Source organism: Stenotrophomonas sp. PS02301 (assembly GCF_029959485.1).
GTDB lineage: Bacteria > Pseudomonadota > Gammaproteobacteria > Xanthomonadales > Xanthomonadaceae > Stenotrophomonas > Stenotrophomonas maltophilia_Z.
Genome location: NZ_JASCOO010000007.1, coordinates 1 through 14,924, shown reverse-complemented (window position 1 = coordinate 14,924; position 14,924 = coordinate 1). Strand labels below are relative to the sequence as shown.

Genomic DNA, 14,924 nt, shown 5'->3' with positions numbered 1-14,924 from the left:
GCGCATGCCTTGAACGACCGTTACTATGCAAGCCCACTAGATCGTTGAATGGGTGCTGTGGGTCGAGAGCGGCGCTGACTGTCCGGAACTGAGAGGTTGGTCGGCTCCAGCTGGAGTCTCTACCTGAGTCCAGCGGATCCCGCTTTGGTCCAGCATCAAGCTTCGCTGGCCGGGCCTGTCTAGATCACCGACTGCAGGGAAGGTGGGTCAGGGAACCCGAGATGCAGCTCTAGCGCGCGCCCTTGGAATCCCGGCAGCAGAGGGCATACACTAGCCGCGGCGCCCGCCTTGCTTGCACACGAGCAAAAACAGGCCGTATCTCCTGATCGACTCTTCTTCTGGCCAGCTGCTGGGGAGTTAAACGTGTGCGCCTGACCCGGATCTGCTTGGCCTTCGAGGACGAGTCATGACCATCAAGCAATACGCGTTTCATGCCCATGTATACCTTCGGGCGCAGGGCCTTGCATCGCTTACCCGCAGCCAGGTCCATGAGCTGCTGGCGGCCGCCGCCGGGTTTGCTACCCATGCCGCGTTCCATCACCAGGCCGCTTGGTGCGACGTCGCTTGGCGCGATACTGGCCTGACGCTGGATGAAGACCAGGTCATCCAGCGGTGCCGGCACTTTGGGATGTCCCCCATGGAAGCTGAGCGAGCAGCTCAAGGCCTCGTCAGCTTCCTCGGCGCATCCGGCTATTCGCCAGTTCGCTTTGAGGAGCTGATTGCCGCGCTCGAGAGCGATGAGTACAAGTGGGCGGAGGCCGACGAGGCTGGCGAGTCGGATTCGGCTGAGGTTCCTGAATGGATGTCGACCCACCTGATCGGGCGAATGCAGCGAGGGATTGATGCGCTGCTCGGCGAGCTCCCCTTGCTGCTCGAAGGGTTGGAGGCGGCGGCAGCGCGCGGGGTAGCCTCCGCGCACCTGGCGACCGCGTACATGCTCAAGCCGTATGGAGGGCTCCCAGAGGAGGATGACCGCCGCTTCGGTCGCGAACTGCGCCGGCGTGGCCAGTGGTCCACCGAGCCAGTGGGCTTCGCGGAAATTGCCGCAGGCGCAGACAGGTTCCTTCCGGTTGTGGCCAAACACCGGTACCACCTCCTTGCGGCTGCACGGGGCGGGGTCAGAAGCGCGATGCTGCTTACCGCGGAGCGTTATGGTGACCCTGGGGCGCTTGGGCTTGAGCCGTCGGATGAAATGGATCCGTACGATATGGCTGATCTGGCCGACGCACACGGTCAACCCGAGCTGGCCTACCATTGGCTGACCGTGCTCGCACGCGAGGGCGAAGTATCCGCCATGCGCGAGCTCATCGAAGACCGGGGCGAGACAGCGTTTCGCGCTTGGGTCTGGATGCACCTCTCGCGCATGCTGGGTCGGGACTTGAGCGAGAATCGACATGAAGCGATCAACGCGGACGGCACACCGTATGACGACGATGTCGGCGGGCCCGCGTATGTCGGGGGCGTCGACGGAATCAAACTGGTGCCACTCGCTGCCGAGGAGAACAGGCGTGCCATAGAAGGGGCTGCTCAGCTATTCGCCGTAATTGAAGAGCGCTACGAACTGGACTGATCATGTCCCGGCATGGGCGGGCGCCCGCTAAGGGAGCTCGCCCGGATTTTCTCGTGTACGAGCGCTTTTGCGGGCGTCCTTAGATTTGTCTCAGGCGTCGAGGTCGGTGGGTTGCCTCGCCATACTCGACCAAGTCTGCTTCCGGCCACTAGCGACCCAATCACCACTAACTATGGTGATCGCGCGTCATAGTTGGTTGGAATCCCCACCAACTATGCTGAGCCGCACAGGGCTGCGGACACCGTGCAACCGCAACGGTCCCGCACAACTTTCAAACATCCGCTTGAAACGCGCGTAACTTCGTCGAACTGGACACGATCCACCAGTTCCGCCAGACTCCGCCCTTTCCTGTTGTTCGGCACCCATGGCGAAACTGCTGGTCCTGCATGGCCCCAACCTCAACCTGCTCGGCACGCGCGAGCCGGGGGTCTATGGGCACACCACGCTGGCGCAGATCGACCAGGCCCTGCTGGCCCGGGCGCAGGCCGCCGGCCATGCCGTGGAGAGCCTGCAGTCCAACGCCGAGCACGTGCTGGTGGATCGGGTGCAGGCTGCCCGCGGTGACGGCACGGCCTTCATCCTGATCAACCCGGCCGCGTTCACCCATACCTCGGTCGCCCTGCGCGATGCGCTGGCCGCGGTGGACGTGCCGTTCATCGAGATCCACCTGTCCAACCCGCATACGCGCGAGCCCTTCCGCCAGCACAGCTATTTCAGCGACAAGGCGGTAGGGGTGATCTGTGGGTTCGGGGCGGACAGCTATCGCTACGCGATGGATGCGGCGCTGACCCGGTTGGCGGCTGCTTCGGCGTGATGACGCTGCCCCGTGTCCTGGCCAGCGTCGCGCTGTGGGGCTGCCTGTGTGGCGGCGCCATCGCCGCGGATCGCAGCGCGGAAGGCATCGACTGTGCGCGGCCCAGCGGCACCATGGAATCGGATCTGTGCGCCTCGGATGTGGCCAGCGCCGCCGATACCGAATTGAACGCGGTGTACGCCCAGGCGCGGCAGCAGTTGCGCAGCCAGGCGGCCGAAGGCGCCTGCACGCACTGCGCCGATGCGGAAAAGCAGCTGATCCTGGCCCAGCGCGCGTGGATGCAGCTGCGCGACCACGATTGCGACGCGGTCTACGCCTTCAACGCCGATGGCACCTCGCGCAATGGCGCGCAGATGCACTGCCTGACCACCCTCGCGCGCGACCGTACGCGGCAGCTGCGCGATTTCTACGAATTGCTTTGACCCGAGCGCACCGCGCTTCCCACCACACTGACACCACGAGCCAAAGAGGCCCCTATGGATCTCCGCAAAATCAAGAAACTGATCGACCTGCTGGAAGAGTCGAACCTCGCCGAAATCGAAATCAAGGAAGGCGAAGAGTCCGTGCGTCTGTCGCGCGCGCCCGTCTCCGGCTACGGCATGGTGCAGGCCCAGCCGCAGATGATGATGGCCCCGGCACCGGCCCAGGCTGCCGCACCGGCGATGCCGATGCAGTCGCCGACCGAAGCCTCCACCGGTGGCACCGCCAAGGCCGGCAACGCCCTGCCCGATGGCCACGTGCTGCGCGCACCGATGGTCGGCACCTTCTATTCGTCGTCCTCGCCGGACAAGCCGGCCTTCGTGTCGGTCGGCCAGGCGGTCAAGGCCGGTGAAACGCTGGCGATCATCGAAGCGATGAAGATGTTCAACCCGATCGAAGCCGATGTTTCCGGCACCATCGTCGCCATCCTGGGCGAAAACGGCCAGCCGGTCGAATTCGACCAGCCGCTGTTCGTGATCGGCTAAGGATTAGTCCATGCTCGACAAAGTCGTTATTGCCAACCGAGGGGAGATCGCGCTGCGCATCCTGCGCGCGTGCCATACCCTGGGCATCCGCACGGTGGCTGTGCATTCCACGGTCGACCGCAACCTCAAGCACGTGGCCATGGCCGACGAGTCGGTCTGCATCGGTCCGGCACCGTCCTCGGAGAGCTACCTCAACATCCCGGCCCTGATCGCCGCGGCGGAAGTCACCGACGCCCAGGCCATCCACCCGGGCTACGGTTTCCTGTCGGAAAACGCCGACTTCGCCGAGCGCGTGGAAGAATCCGGTTTCATCTTCATCGGCCCCAAGGCCGACACCATCCGCCTGATGGGCGACAAGGTGGAAGCGATCCGCGCGATGAAGGCGGCCGGCGTGCCGTGCGTGCCCGGCTCGGGCGGCCCGCTGACCGACGACATCGTGGCCAACACCAAGATCGCCCGTGAGATCGGCTACCCGGTCATCATCAAGGCCTCCGGTGGCGGTGGCGGCCGTGGCATGCGCGTGGTGCATGCCGAAGCCTCGTTGAAGGCGGCGATCGAGACCACCAAGTCCGAAGCCAAGGCCGCTTTCAGCAACGATCAGGTCTACATGGAGAAGTTCCTGGAGAATCCGCGTCACGTGGAAATCCAGGTACTTGCCGATGGCCAGGGCAACGCCATCCACCTCGGTGAACGCGACTGCTCCATGCAGCGCCGCCACCAGAAAGTGGTGGAAGAAGCGCCGGCACCGGGCATCACCGCCGAGCTGCGCGAAGAGATCGGCAAGGTCTGCGTGGAAGCCTGCATCCGCATCGGCTACCGCGGCGCGGGTACCTTCGAGTTCCTGTTCGAAGACGGCCGCTTCTACTTCATCGAAATGAACACCCGCGTGCAGGTGGAACATCCGGTGACGGAGATGGTGACCGGCATCGACCTGGTCTGCGAGCAGCTGCGCATCGCCGCCGGCCAGAAGCTGACTATCAAGCAGAGCGACGTGGTGCTGACCGGCCACGCGATCGAGTGCCGCATCAACGCCGAAGACGCTGAAACCTTCGTGCCGAGCCCGGGCCAGATCACCGCGTTCCATCCGCCGGGTGGCCCCGGTGTGCGTGTGGATACCCACATCTACAGTGGTTACCGCGTGCCGCCGAACTATGACTCGATGATCGGCAAGCTGATCGTGCACGGCCCGGATCGCGAGACCGCGATCGCGCGCATGCGCGTGGCGCTGAGCGAACTGGTCGTGGACGGCATCAAGACCAACGTCGCGCTGCAGCAGCGCATCATGCGCGACAAGGGCTTCCAGGCCGGTGGGCAGAACATCCACTACCTGGAAAAGCGCCTGGCCGAACGCAAGAACAAGTCGATCGCGTTGACCTGATCGGTTTTTCCACGCGGCATGCAGGACAGCAGAAAGGCGGGGATCTCCCCGCCTTTCTGTTTGCGCGAACCGCGCTGCCAGAGGACACCAACGCGGTAGGGCCAACCCGTGGTCGGCGTACGCGTGACATGCCGCCTGATACCGCCGCCACGCATGGCGTGGCGCTACAGGCGCGCGCTTACGGCTTGGCGGTATCAGCCGCGGTGACCTGCGAATGCTTCACCGGCTCCACGCCCAGCGACGAGGTGGGGTCCACGATCACCATCGTCTCGGTGGACCCATCCGGCCACACCACCTGGAAGGTACTGCCGCTGGGCAGCGAAGCGAACGGCATGCCACTCTGCGCGCGATACACCGCAGCGACCTGACTGGCGCCGGCACGACGCACTTCGGCATCGGCCTTGACCGAGGTCAACTGTACTTTGGACAGGCTTCGGTAACGATCGTCATAGGTGTCGATCATCACCAGACCCACCGCCCCGGCCGAGTACGCAACAAACAACGCCACCCAGAACCAGAATTTGGCACCGTGCAGGATTCGACGGTAATTCATCGCCCATTCCTCTGCTTGACCAGCTCTTCGACCAACACGTTCATTTTCCCCGCACCTTGCCGCGATACCGCGGCGTCATACACGAAAGTGGCAAAGTCCTGCCCACCGTCCTGCGAACAGATCCCTCCGTTCGCGCAGAAATTGTTCATCAGCACACTATCCGACCCGCACGCCATGCCCAGTTCGCAGGCCGCCAGCCGCCAGGCCAGTTCGCTGAACTGATCGCCGGCCACCATGCCGCTCATCGCACTGTCGCCACTGGCACGCTGCCCCATGCCCGGCGCCAGTGCCATGAAGGCTTCCGGATCACGCGACTCCATCACCCGCTCGACCAGCCCGCGGCGGTAGTCCGGTGCGGTTTCCAGTGGATGGCCTTCGGCGAACAGCGATGCCTCGGCCGCCAGGTTACCGGCCTTGGCGGCCTGCAGACGCTGACGCATGATCAGGGACCGGCCCAGATTGTCGCTGCTGACGAAGCCGGCGCAACGGCGCGAAACACGCTGGCGCGCGGTCACCATCGATACAGACGCTTTCATGCCCAGCCCGGTCAACACGTCGTTGTCGAGTTGGTAGCCCCCCGGATCCATGGCGTACGTGGCGCAGTAATCGTACACACGGCTGACCATCCACCCGGCCTCGGCATTGCCGTTGGCGGCCTGCAGCTGCAGGCGCTGCGCATAGGCAAACAGATCGGTATCGCCTTCGATATCGGCGCGCAGGTCCAGCGGCAGGCCAGAGGCCACGGCCGTGCCACGTTCGCTGCCAAGCAGGCGCCGGGCGAGCTGCCGCGCTTCGGCCGGCACCGCGGTGGGCCCGCTGCCGGCCTGCGGCTCATCCAGATGCGACGCGGCCTGATCGGTATGCAGTACCCGATCGCCCGCGCGGTAGCCCACCACCCCGAGCAACGCCAGGGCTGGCACGACCAGCAACCAGGTTTTGAGGGTGGGCACGAGCGCCATGGGCAGGACGTCAGAGGCTGTCAGCGATAGACGGCAGAAATGCAAGTTTAGCAAGCAGCCGCAACGCTGTCTGAACGGGTCGTCGGCCGATCTTACCGGCCGGCGAGACGGCCTCCCCGCGGTACCGCCGGGACCCGCGGCCCGCACTGGTCTAACATGCACGGTTTTCCGCCGGTCCCTGCCCCCATGCCCTTCCTGGAACTCACCCTGCACTGCACCGAAGCCACCCAGCCGCGCTATGAGAATGCGCTGGACGACGTGGGCGCGCTGGCGGTGACCCTGCTTGATGCCGATGCCGACACCAGCAACGAGCGCGCGATCCTGGAACCGGGCGTGGGCGAGACCCCGCTGTGGAACGATCTGGTGCTGACCGCGCTGTTCCCGGGCGATACCAACGCGCTGGCCCTGCTGGCCGCGCTGGATGCCTTCGATCCCGGCCTGGACTGGGCCAATGCCAGCTTCCGCGCCGTGGCCGACGAAGACTGGGAACGCGCCTGGATCGACCAGTTCCAGCCGATGGCCTTCGGTGAGCGCACCTGGATCGTGCCGTGGAACCATGAACTTCCAGAGGCCGCGCAGGCCGAGGATGCCGCCGTGGTCCGTCTGGATCCGGGTCTGGCGTTCGGTTCAGGCACCCACCCGACCACGGCCCTGTGCCTGCGCTGGCTGGACGGCCTGGCCGCCGAGGGGGCGCTGGCCGACAGCACCGTGCTCGATTTCGGCTGCGGCTCGGGCATCCTCGCCCTGGCGGCGCTGAAGCTGGGTGCCGCGCGCGCGGTCGGCGTGGACAACGACCCGCAGGCAGTGCTCGCCACCGGTGACAACGCCGAGCGCAACGGCCTGCAGGAGCGCGTGCAGGTCTATCTGCCGGACGACGAGCCGCAGGCAACGTATCCGGTGGTGGTGGCCAACATCCTCGCCTCGGCACTGGATGCACTGGCCGATGTGCTGGCCGCGCGCGTCGCCCCGGGCGGCCGCATCGCGCTGTCGGGCATCCTGCATGGGCAGGAGGGCGAACTGCTGGAACGCTATGCCCCGGCCTTCGAACAGCTGGCGGTGGCGCAGGACGGCGACTGGATGCGCATCACCGGCGTCCGCCGTGCTTGAATAGCCCGACTCCTGCCCGGTCCCGTGCCCATGTCCGAGCCTTCGATGCCGCCGCGACGCCCGATCGCCACGTTCCTGCGTCCGTCGCCGGAGGCGTCGGCCGATCCGGCTGATCGCCCGGCCGCGCCGTCTGACCCAGCGCCTGCGCCGTCAGCCACGCCTGTGGACGATCGCATCGCACCGCTGGCGGTGGAACAGGTGATCGATGCACAGCCGGTGCACGAACCGGAGCCGTCCCCGCCAGCACCGGGAGTCGAATTCGAATTCGAACGCGTACCCGAATCCGCGCGGGCGTTCGCCGGTGGAACCGCGCCAGCGGCTGCACCGCTCGCTGAGACGGCGGCGCCATCGCCAGCGCCGCCGGATGATGACGACACCCGCACGGGAGTCGCGCGCAGCACCGCCACGGCGGCCCTGCCGCCGCCCGAGGCGATCACCACACCGAGCTTCCTGCGCCTGCCCGGTGCGCGCCTGCGCACGCCGCGCTGGCAATGGGGCATGGTCGCCGGGCTGGCCGCCGTGCTGCTGGTCCAGATCGCCGTGGCCGACCGCGCCCGGCTTGCCGCCGATGCGGGCAACCGCCCCTGGATTGCCGCGCTATGCGGCGCGCTGCGCTGTTCATTGCCAGCCTGGCGCGAGCCGGCGGCCTTCAGCATGCTCAGCCGCGATGTGCGCCCGGTTCCGGGCCAGGCCGGCGCGTTGCAGGTGCAGGCCAGCATCCGCAACGACGCACGCTGGGCCCAGGCCTGGCCGTCGCTGCGACTGTCGCTGTCCGATGCCGATGGCCGTGTGATCGGCACCAATGTGTTCGCGCCGGCCGACTATCTGGACCGCGCCACGGACCCGGCCGCTACGCTGGAACCGGGGCAAAGTGCGCAGATCGCCTTCCGCGTGCGCGAGCCTGCCGCGTCTACCGTCGCATTCACCTTTGAGTTCCTCTGAGGCGTCGCCGGGGGGCCCGGAGCGTGGCAGGCGACCGACGCACGCGCTAGACTGGCCCCATCACCCTTCCGCCGTGGGCTGTTGTCCGCCCCGGCTCTTGCACCGGGAAACTCCTTGAACGCTGTCCTTTCTCGTCCTGACAACAGTCGTGGCGCGCCCAAGCCACCCCTGCGCGAACACGTGGCCCAGTCGGTCAGGCGCTACCTGCGGGACCTGGATGGCTGCGATGCGGACGATGTCTACGAGATCGTGTTGCGCGAAATGGAAATCCCGCTGTTCGTGGAAGTGCTCAACCACTGCGAAGGCAACCAGAGCCGCGCCGCGGCGATGCTGGGCATCCACCGCGCCACCCTGCGCAAGAAGCTGAAGGAATACGGCATCGCCACCTGATGCCGGTGGGCAGGCGCGTAGTGCCTGGCGGGAGAAGGCCGGATCGAGCAGCGCTCGGTGCCGGCCTTCGTCGTTTCTGGGGCCATGCCAGCGCCACTGGCCTTACAATATGCCCCCGCTCCGCTTCGATCTCCTGCCCCCATGAGTTCCGATCTGCTGCCCGTGCGCCGGGCCCTGCTGTCCGTTTCCGACAAAACCGGTCTGATCGACCTGGCCCGCGCCCTGGCGGCGCGCAACGTGGAGCTGCTCTCCACCGGCGGTACCGCCAAGGCGATCCGCGAGGCCGGCCTGGCAGTGAAGGACGTTGCCGACGTCACCGGCTTCCCGGAAATGATGGATGGCCGGGTCAAGACCCTGCACCCGATGGTGCACGGCGGCCTGCTCGGCCGTGCCGGGCTGGATGACGCGGTGATGGCCGAACACGGCATCGGCGCGATCGATCTGCTGGTGCTGAACCTGTATCCGTTCGAGGCGGTCACCGCCAAGGCGGACTGCGCGCTTGAAGATGCCGTGGAGAACATCGACATCGGTGGCCCGGCGATGTTGCGTTCGGCCGCGAAGAACTTCGCCCGCGTGGCGGTGGCGACCGATCCGTCGCAGTACGCCGAACTGCTGGCCGAACTGGACGCCAACGACGGCAAGCTCTCGGCGGCCAAGCGCTTCGCCCTCTCGGTCGCCGCATTCAACCGCGTGGCCCAGTACGACGCGGCGATCAGCAATTACCTTTCTGCCGTGACCACCACCGACACCGCCGTGCCGGTGCGTGCGGAATTCCCGGCGCAGATGAATTCGAACTTCGTGAAGGTGATGGATCTGCGCTACGGCGAGAACCCGCACCAGAGCGGCGCGTTCTACCGCGACCTGTACCCGGTGCCGGGCACGCTGGCCACGTTCCAGCAGCTGCAGGGCAAGGAACTGAGCTACAACAACCTGGCCGATGCCGATGCGGCGTGGGAATGCGTGCGTCAGTTCGACGTGCCGGCCTGCGTGATCGTCAAGCACGCCAACCCGTGCGGCGTCGCCGTGGGTGCCGGCAACGGCGATGCCTACGAGCTGGCCTACGCAACCGACCCGACCAGCGCCTTCGGCGGCATCATCGCCTTCAACCAGCCGCTGGACCTGGCCACCACGCAGGTGATCCTGGACCGCCAGTTCGTTGAAGTATTGATCGCCCCGGATTACGAGCCGGCGGCGTTGGAATACGCCACGAAGAAGGCCAACGTGCGTGTGCTGCGTATTCCGCACGGCGACGGGCGCAACAACTACGACACCAAGCGGATCGGTTCGGGCCTGCTGATGCAGAGCGCCGACAACCGCGGCATGAGCCGCGACGAACTGACCGTGGTGAGCAAGCTGGCGCCGACCGACAAGCAGTTCGCCGATCTGCTGTTCGCCTGGAAGGTGGCCAAGTTCGTCAAATCCAACGCCATCGTCTACGCCAAGGACAACCGCACCATCGGTGTCGGCGCCGGCCAGATGAGCCGCGTCTACTCGGCGCGCATCGCGGGCATCAAGGCCGCCGATGCGAACCTGGTGGTGGAAGGCTCGGTGATGGCCTCCGATGCGTTCTTCCCGTTCCGCGACGGCATCGACGCCGCCGCTGCGGCCGGCATCAAGGCGGTGATCCAGCCGGGTGGCTCGATGCGCGACAACGAAGTGATCGCCGCGGCCGACGAACATGGCCTGGCGATGGTGTTCACCGGCGTGCGTCACTTCCGCCACTGATGCCCGGATCGACACGGATGTCTCCACGGCAACGCCCGCCTTGCAGCGGTGGTGATCGCCACTGCTGCAGGGTTGGCTGGCTGTACACCGGCCAGTGAACCCGCACCGCCGCAGCCAGTGCCCGATGCGGCCGCGGCGAAAGCCGCCCCGCACGCCCACGTCAGCCGCACGGAGCGCCTGCAGGCCTTCCTGACCGAGCGCTACGGCAAGGCCGCCAGGCTCTCAGGGACATGGCGTGGCAGCTGGACCCAGGACGGCGACACCCGCCTCACCGATTGGCATGTGTGTGCCGAGCAACCGGTGGTGACCGGCGACAGCTGGCAGCAGCTGTTGGCTGTCTGCGGCTCACCCCTCGAGAATGCCCACCCGGACCCGGGCGCGATCGACTTCTTCGTGCTGCGCCCCGAGGCGGACCGCTTTGCCGTGGCCGCCGAGCTGACCGGGCAGAACTTCGGCAGCCAGGGTGAACCCGGCACGGTGCAGATTCTCCGCGCCGGCAGCGACTTCTACGGTTTCCGCATCGAGCATGGCTGGTTCGGCCAGGGCTATTCGCTGATCACGCAGACGCTGGTGCTGCCTGGCCCGAGTGGGCTGGTGGAGGCCGGCGGGGTGCGCAGCCATATCGACAACAACGCGGCCTACGACTGCGACGATGCCGATGCGGAACCGGAGTGCCAGGCGCGGCTGTTCAACCTCGATTTCACCTTGTCCTTCGACAGCCGCGATCCGGCGGCGCGACAGTGGCCGCTGGTGATCGAAGAGACCGGCCTGGGGTGTGGCGGGCAGCCGGTGCGGCGCGAACATCGCTTCACCCTGGACCCGAAAGCGTGGACGTATGCGTTCCCCGAGGCGCTCCAGCGCGAAGGGTGCGAGTGATCCGTTCGTGGGCACTGGCAGGTGTGGCGCTCGCGCTGCTGGCCGGCTGCGAGCGCACACCTGCGTCTTCCGAACCCGCCAAACCACAGCGTGTGCTCAACACGACGCCGCAGCCGGAAGACATCGTCCGGGTCAGGGGCGATCACACCCAGCGCCTGCTGGCCTTCCTTCGCACGCGCTATGGCGACAAGGCCGTCCTGGATGCGCCGTGGAAGGATGCGTGGGAGGACACCGAGGTCGAGGCATTACGCCCGGTCACCCGCAGCGTGTGCGCGCGTGACACGGTCACGGCCGACGATCATGAGCAGACCCTGCTGGCGGTGTGCCAGACCCTGGACGACGCAGCCACGGTCGAGCCGGGCCGGGTCGATCTGTATGTGCTGCGCGTGGGCAAGGACGACGAAGAGGCCAACCGCGGCGGCATGTTCGCCCCACTGCCGGCCAAGGATCCGCTGCTGGTAATGGCCCAGCGCCTGCAGGGCCCATACGGGCGCCACGGCGCACCGGGTACGGTCCAGATCGCGCAGCTCGGCCCGCAACGCCGTGCCTTCCTCATCACCCATGAGGAACACCGGCGCGGCCATCGGCGCGCCTGGCGCAGTTACATCGCCGAGCACAACCATCGCCTGCGCGATGTCGCCCAGTACCGCGATCACCTCGACAATCTCGCCCTGCACGGCTGTGACGGCAATCCGGCCGACTGCGGCAAGGGCGTGTTCGCGGTCGATTTCAGCACGACGGTGGGCGACAGCAACGCCGTGGATGGCTACTGGCCGCTGACGGTGCGTGCCAGCGGCCACGACTGCACGGGCCCGGCGACCGAGTTCTACCACCTCATCTTCGATGCCCGGCAGCGCGCGTATCCGGTGCCGGAAGACCTCCAGCGCGACGGCTGCGCCGACAGCTGAGGCCGTGGGTTGCCACGGCAACCGACCGTCTGAATGCACCCGCCGCCCGCACCGCGTAAAATCACGTTCCTGCCCTCTTACGCGAGAACTGCATTGAAGATCCTGGTCATCGGCGCTGGCGGCCGCGAACACGCCCTGGCCTGGAAGCTGGCCCAGTCCGCGAAGGTCCGTGAGGTCATTGTCGCCCCCGGCAATGCAGGCACCGCCACCGAGCCCAAGTGCCGCAACGTGGACGTCAAGGTCACCGATCTGGACGGCCTGCTGGCACTGGTGGGCACCGAAGGCATCGGCCTGACCGTGGTCGGCCCGGAAGTGCCGCTGGTGGCCGGTGTGGTCGATCGCTTCCGCGCCGCCGGGCACCGCATCTTCGGGCCCACCGCCGCCGCCGCGCAGTTGGAAGGCAGCAAGGCGTACGCGAAGGACTTCCTGGCCCGCCACAAGATCCCGACCGCGTTCTATGCCGTGCATACCGACATCGACCCGGCGCTGGCCTACCTGCGTGAGAAAGGCGCACCGATCGTGGTCAAGGCCGATGGTCTGGCCGCCGGCAAGGGCGTGATCGTGGCGATGACCCTGACCGAGGCCGAGGACGCGGTGCGCGACATGCTCTCCGGCAATGCCTTCGGCGATGCTGGCGCACGCGTGGTGATCGAAGAATTCCTGGATGGCGAAGAAGCCAGCTTCATCTCGATGGTGGACGGTAAGACGGCACTGCCGATGGCGACCTCGCAGGACCACAAGCGCGTCGGCGACGGCGACACAGGCCCGAACACCGGCGGCATGGGCGCGTACTCGCCGGCCCCGGTGGTGACCGACGAAGTGCATGCGCGCGTGATGCGCGAGGTGGTCAACCCGACCGTGCAGGGCATGATCGCCGACGGCATTCCGTTCACCGGCTTCCTCTATGCGGGCCTGATGATCGATGCCAGCGGCGCGCCGAAGGTGATCGAGTTCAACGTGCGCTTTGGCGACCCGGAAACCCAGCCGGTGATGCTGCGCCTGCAGTCGGACCTGGTGGATCTGGTCGAAGCGGCGATCGATGAGCGCCTGGACACCGTGGAGGCGCAGTGGGATCCGCGCCCGTCCCTCGGCGTGGTGATGGCCGCCTCGCCGTATCCGGAAACCCCGATCACCGGCGACGTGATCCACGGCCTGGAAGCGGTCGCCGCGACGGCCAAGGTGTTCCATGCCGGCACCACGCTGGACGCGCAGGGCCAGGTGCTCAGCGCCGGCGGCCGCGTGCTGTGCGTGGCGGCATTGGGCGGCACGGTGGGCGAGGCACAGCGCAACGCCTACGCCGGCATCGGTGCGATCCACTGGGCCCATGAGTTCCACCGCCGCGATATCGGCTGGCGGGCGATTGCGCGCGAGCAGGGCTGACCTGGCACGGTCGGGGCCACGACCGATCGAAGCACTGCCCTGAGCGCCAGAAAGCAAAAAGGCCCGGCATCAAGCCGGGCCTTCTCGTGTGATCACGCCAGTCACTGCATCACGCAGTAAACAGCGCCTTCATCTTCTTCAGGGCGTTCGCCTCGACCTGGCGGATGCGCTCGGCGGACACGCCGTACTCATCGGCCAGCTCCTGCAGCGTCACCTTGCTGTCCGCGTCCAACCAGCGACGGCGGATGATGTCGCGCGAACGCGCATCCAGCTCGGCCATGCCTTCGCGCAGCAGCTGCAGCTGATTGTCTTCGCTGTCCATCCGCTCATACGCCATCGAAGGATCTTCTTCGTTGGCCCGCAGGTAGGCCGCCGGCGACGGCGGTGCATGATCGTCATCGTCATCACTGGAGAGATCGAAACCGATATCGCGACCCGACAGGCGCGACTCCATCTCGAGCACTTCGCGCTCGGACACGTTCAGGTCCTTGGCCACCGCGCTGACTTCGGCCGCGTTCATCCAGCCCAGGCGGGTCTTGGACTTGCGCAGGTTGAAGAACAGCTTGCGCTGCGCCTTGGTCGTGGCGACCTTGACGATGCGCCAGTTCTTGAGGATGAACTCGTGCATTTCCGCGCGGATCCAATGCACCGCGAACGACACCAGGCGAACGCCCATGTCCGGGTCGAAGCGCTTCACCGCCTTCATCAGGCCGATGTTGCCTTCCTGGATCAGGTCGCCCAGCGCCAGGCCGTAGCCGTTGTAGCCGCGGGCGACATGCACCACGAAGCGCAGGTGGGAATGGACCAGTTCGCGCGCGGCGTCCAGATCCAGCTCGTCGCGGAAGCGGCGGGCCAGATCCTGCTCGTCATCGACCGACAGCACCGGGATCTGGTGCACGGCACCGATGTAGGCGTCCAGCGAACCGAGCGCACTGGGAATCGGGAGATTGTTTGCCACAAGGGCAGTAGAGGTGTTCTGGCTCATAGCACTCATCTTAGCAGTCCCGGAATTGGACTGCTAAAGGGGAAAGAAGTTCCAGCGTTCTGTTGATGGGATGCTGGTACAGATTGCCCGTCTAACGTACCGCGAAATGATGACAGTGGCGAGAGCCCGGGAACGAGGCAACAAACCCCATTAAATCAAAAGGATACGATGATGAATCGGGGGATATCGCGTGTTTTCTGGCTGAACAGCCCGCCGGAAACGCCCATTCATCCTGGAAAGGTTGCCGGCAGTTCAGCCAGGCATGGCCTGGCCCTACCCCTGCCCCCACCGGAGCCGACCGCCAACACCGCGATCCCCGGTAGTGCCCCCCCCAGCGGGGCCGGGCCCCACCCCCCCCCCCCCAGTAAATCC

The 14,924-nt window shown here is 66.5% G+C and carries 15 protein-coding genes; 12 read left to right on the top strand and 3 right to left on the bottom strand.

Annotation, left to right across the window (positions count from 1 at the left end):
• The first annotated feature begins 406 nt into the window (after positions 1–406).
• From QMX81_RS03185 to accC, 5 genes are all read left to right on the top strand, one after another.
• Positions 407–1,570, top strand: coding sequence for a hypothetical protein (locus QMX81_RS03185; RefSeq protein ID WP_282258427.1), 1,164 nt, complete (start codon positions 407–409; stop codon positions 1,568–1,570).
• A 364-nt stretch (positions 1,571–1,934) separates the two neighbouring features.
• Positions 1,935–2,384, top strand: coding sequence for a type II 3-dehydroquinate dehydratase (gene aroQ, locus QMX81_RS03180; RefSeq protein ID WP_282258425.1), 450 nt, complete (start codon positions 1,935–1,937; stop codon positions 2,382–2,384).
• Positions 2,384–2,806: a lysozyme inhibitor LprI family protein gene (locus QMX81_RS03175; RefSeq protein WP_152150981.1), complete on the top strand. Its 423-nt coding sequence runs from the start codon at positions 2,384–2,386 to the stop codon at positions 2,804–2,806. Before aroQ ends, QMX81_RS03175 begins: the two co-directional genes overlap by 1 nt.
• A 54-nt stretch (positions 2,807–2,860) precedes the next feature.
• Positions 2,861–3,349: an acetyl-CoA carboxylase biotin carboxyl carrier protein gene (accB, locus tag QMX81_RS03170; RefSeq protein ID WP_121040377.1), complete on the top strand. Its 489-nt coding sequence runs from the start codon at positions 2,861–2,863 to the stop codon at positions 3,347–3,349.
• A gap of 10 nt (positions 3,350–3,359) precedes the next feature.
• Positions 3,360–4,727, top strand: coding sequence for an acetyl-CoA carboxylase biotin carboxylase subunit (gene accC, locus QMX81_RS03165; RefSeq protein ID WP_121040379.1), 1,368 nt, complete (start codon positions 3,360–3,362; stop codon positions 4,725–4,727).
• Positions 4,728–4,905: 178 nt separating this feature from the next.
• Here accC and QMX81_RS03160 read toward each other — a convergent pair whose 3' ends face one another.
• Positions 4,906–5,280: a hypothetical protein gene (locus tag QMX81_RS03160; protein WP_121040381.1), complete on the bottom strand. Its 375-nt coding sequence runs from the start codon at positions 5,278–5,280 to the stop codon at positions 4,906–4,908.
• Positions 5,277–6,239: a hypothetical protein gene (locus QMX81_RS03155; RefSeq protein WP_121040383.1), complete on the bottom strand. Its 963-nt coding sequence runs from the start codon at positions 6,237–6,239 to the stop codon at positions 5,277–5,279. The genes QMX81_RS03160 and QMX81_RS03155 overlap by 4 nt, the downstream gene beginning before the upstream one ends.
• 186 nt (positions 6,240–6,425) lie before the next feature.
• On the opposite strand from QMX81_RS03155, the gene prmA reads away from it, so the two are divergent.
• From prmA to purD, 7 genes are all read left to right on the top strand, one after another.
• Positions 6,426–7,346: a 50S ribosomal protein L11 methyltransferase gene (gene prmA, locus QMX81_RS03150; protein WP_152150977.1), complete on the top strand. Its 921-nt coding sequence runs from the start codon at positions 6,426–6,428 to the stop codon at positions 7,344–7,346.
• 30 nt (positions 7,347–7,376) lie between these two features.
• The gene (locus QMX81_RS03145; protein ID WP_282258414.1) at positions 7,377–8,288 is read left to right on the top strand and encodes a DUF3426 domain-containing protein; all 912 of its coding nucleotides are present in this window, start codon (positions 7,377–7,379) and stop codon (positions 8,286–8,288) included.
• Positions 8,289–8,402: 114 nt separating this feature from the next.
• Complete coding sequence (gene fis / locus QMX81_RS03140; protein WP_038685853.1) at positions 8,403–8,678, top strand: DNA-binding transcriptional regulator Fis; 276 nt, start codon at positions 8,403–8,405, stop codon at positions 8,676–8,678.
• Between the two features lie 141 nt (positions 8,679–8,819).
• A complete protein-coding gene (gene purH, locus QMX81_RS03135) occupies positions 8,820–10,403 on the top strand; it encodes a bifunctional phosphoribosylaminoimidazolecarboxamide formyltransferase/IMP cyclohydrolase (RefSeq protein WP_282258408.1) in 1,584 nt (527 codons plus the stop codon).
• A gap of 51 nt (positions 10,404–10,454) precedes the next feature.
• Positions 10,455–11,279 (top strand): hypothetical protein, encoded by an 825-nt coding sequence (locus QMX81_RS03130; RefSeq protein WP_282258406.1) that lies wholly within the window; start codon positions 10,455–10,457, stop codon positions 11,277–11,279.
• Positions 11,276–12,187: a hypothetical protein gene (locus QMX81_RS03125; protein ID WP_282258404.1), complete on the top strand. Its 912-nt coding sequence runs from the start codon at positions 11,276–11,278 to the stop codon at positions 12,185–12,187. The genes QMX81_RS03130 and QMX81_RS03125 overlap by 4 nt, the downstream gene beginning before the upstream one ends.
• Before the next feature lie 93 nt (positions 12,188–12,280).
• The gene (gene purD / locus QMX81_RS03120) at positions 12,281–13,567 is read left to right on the top strand and encodes a phosphoribosylamine--glycine ligase (RefSeq protein WP_282258403.1); all 1,287 of its coding nucleotides are present in this window, start codon (positions 12,281–12,283) and stop codon (positions 13,565–13,567) included.
• A 109-nt stretch (positions 13,568–13,676) separates the two neighbouring features.
• Here purD and rpoH read toward each other — a convergent pair whose 3' ends face one another.
• Positions 13,677–14,552 carry an RNA polymerase sigma factor RpoH gene (gene rpoH, locus QMX81_RS03115; RefSeq protein WP_019183519.1) on the bottom strand — a complete coding sequence of 292 codons (876 nt, stop codon included), beginning with the start codon at positions 14,550–14,552 and terminating at the stop codon, positions 13,677–13,679.
• Positions 14,553–14,924: the final 372 nt, after the last annotated feature.

Coding starts and splice junctions, on each gene's coding strand:
- accB (WP_121040377.1), top strand. CDS start 2,861: ATGGATCTCCGCAAAATCAAGAAACTGATCGACCTGCTGGAAGAGTCG.
- purH (WP_282258408.1), top strand. CDS start 8,820: ATGAGTTCCGATCTGCTGCCCGTGCGCCGGGCCCTGCTGTCCGTTTCC.
- QMX81_RS03185 (WP_282258427.1), top strand. CDS start 407: ATGACCATCAAGCAATACGCGTTTCATGCCCATGTATACCTTCGGGCG.
- prmA (WP_152150977.1), top strand. CDS start 6,426: ATGCCCTTCCTGGAACTCACCCTGCACTGCACCGAAGCCACCCAGCCG.
- QMX81_RS03145 (WP_282258414.1), top strand. CDS start 7,377: ATGTCCGAGCCTTCGATGCCGCCGCGACGCCCGATCGCCACGTTCCTG.
- aroQ (WP_282258425.1), top strand. CDS start 1,935: ATGGCGAAACTGCTGGTCCTGCATGGCCCCAACCTCAACCTGCTCGGC.
- QMX81_RS03155 (WP_121040383.1), bottom strand. CDS start 6,239: ATGGCGCTCGTGCCCACCCTCAAAACCTGGTTGCTGGTCGTGCCAGCC.
- QMX81_RS03175 (WP_152150981.1), top strand. CDS start 2,384: ATGACGCTGCCCCGTGTCCTGGCCAGCGTCGCGCTGTGGGGCTGCCTG.
- accC (WP_121040379.1), top strand. CDS start 3,360: ATGCTCGACAAAGTCGTTATTGCCAACCGAGGGGAGATCGCGCTGCGC.
- rpoH (WP_019183519.1), bottom strand. CDS start 14,552: ATGAGCCAGAACACCTCTACTGCCCTTGTGGCAAACAATCTCCCGATT.
- QMX81_RS03160 (WP_121040381.1), bottom strand. CDS start 5,280: ATGAATTACCGTCGAATCCTGCACGGTGCCAAATTCTGGTTCTGGGTG.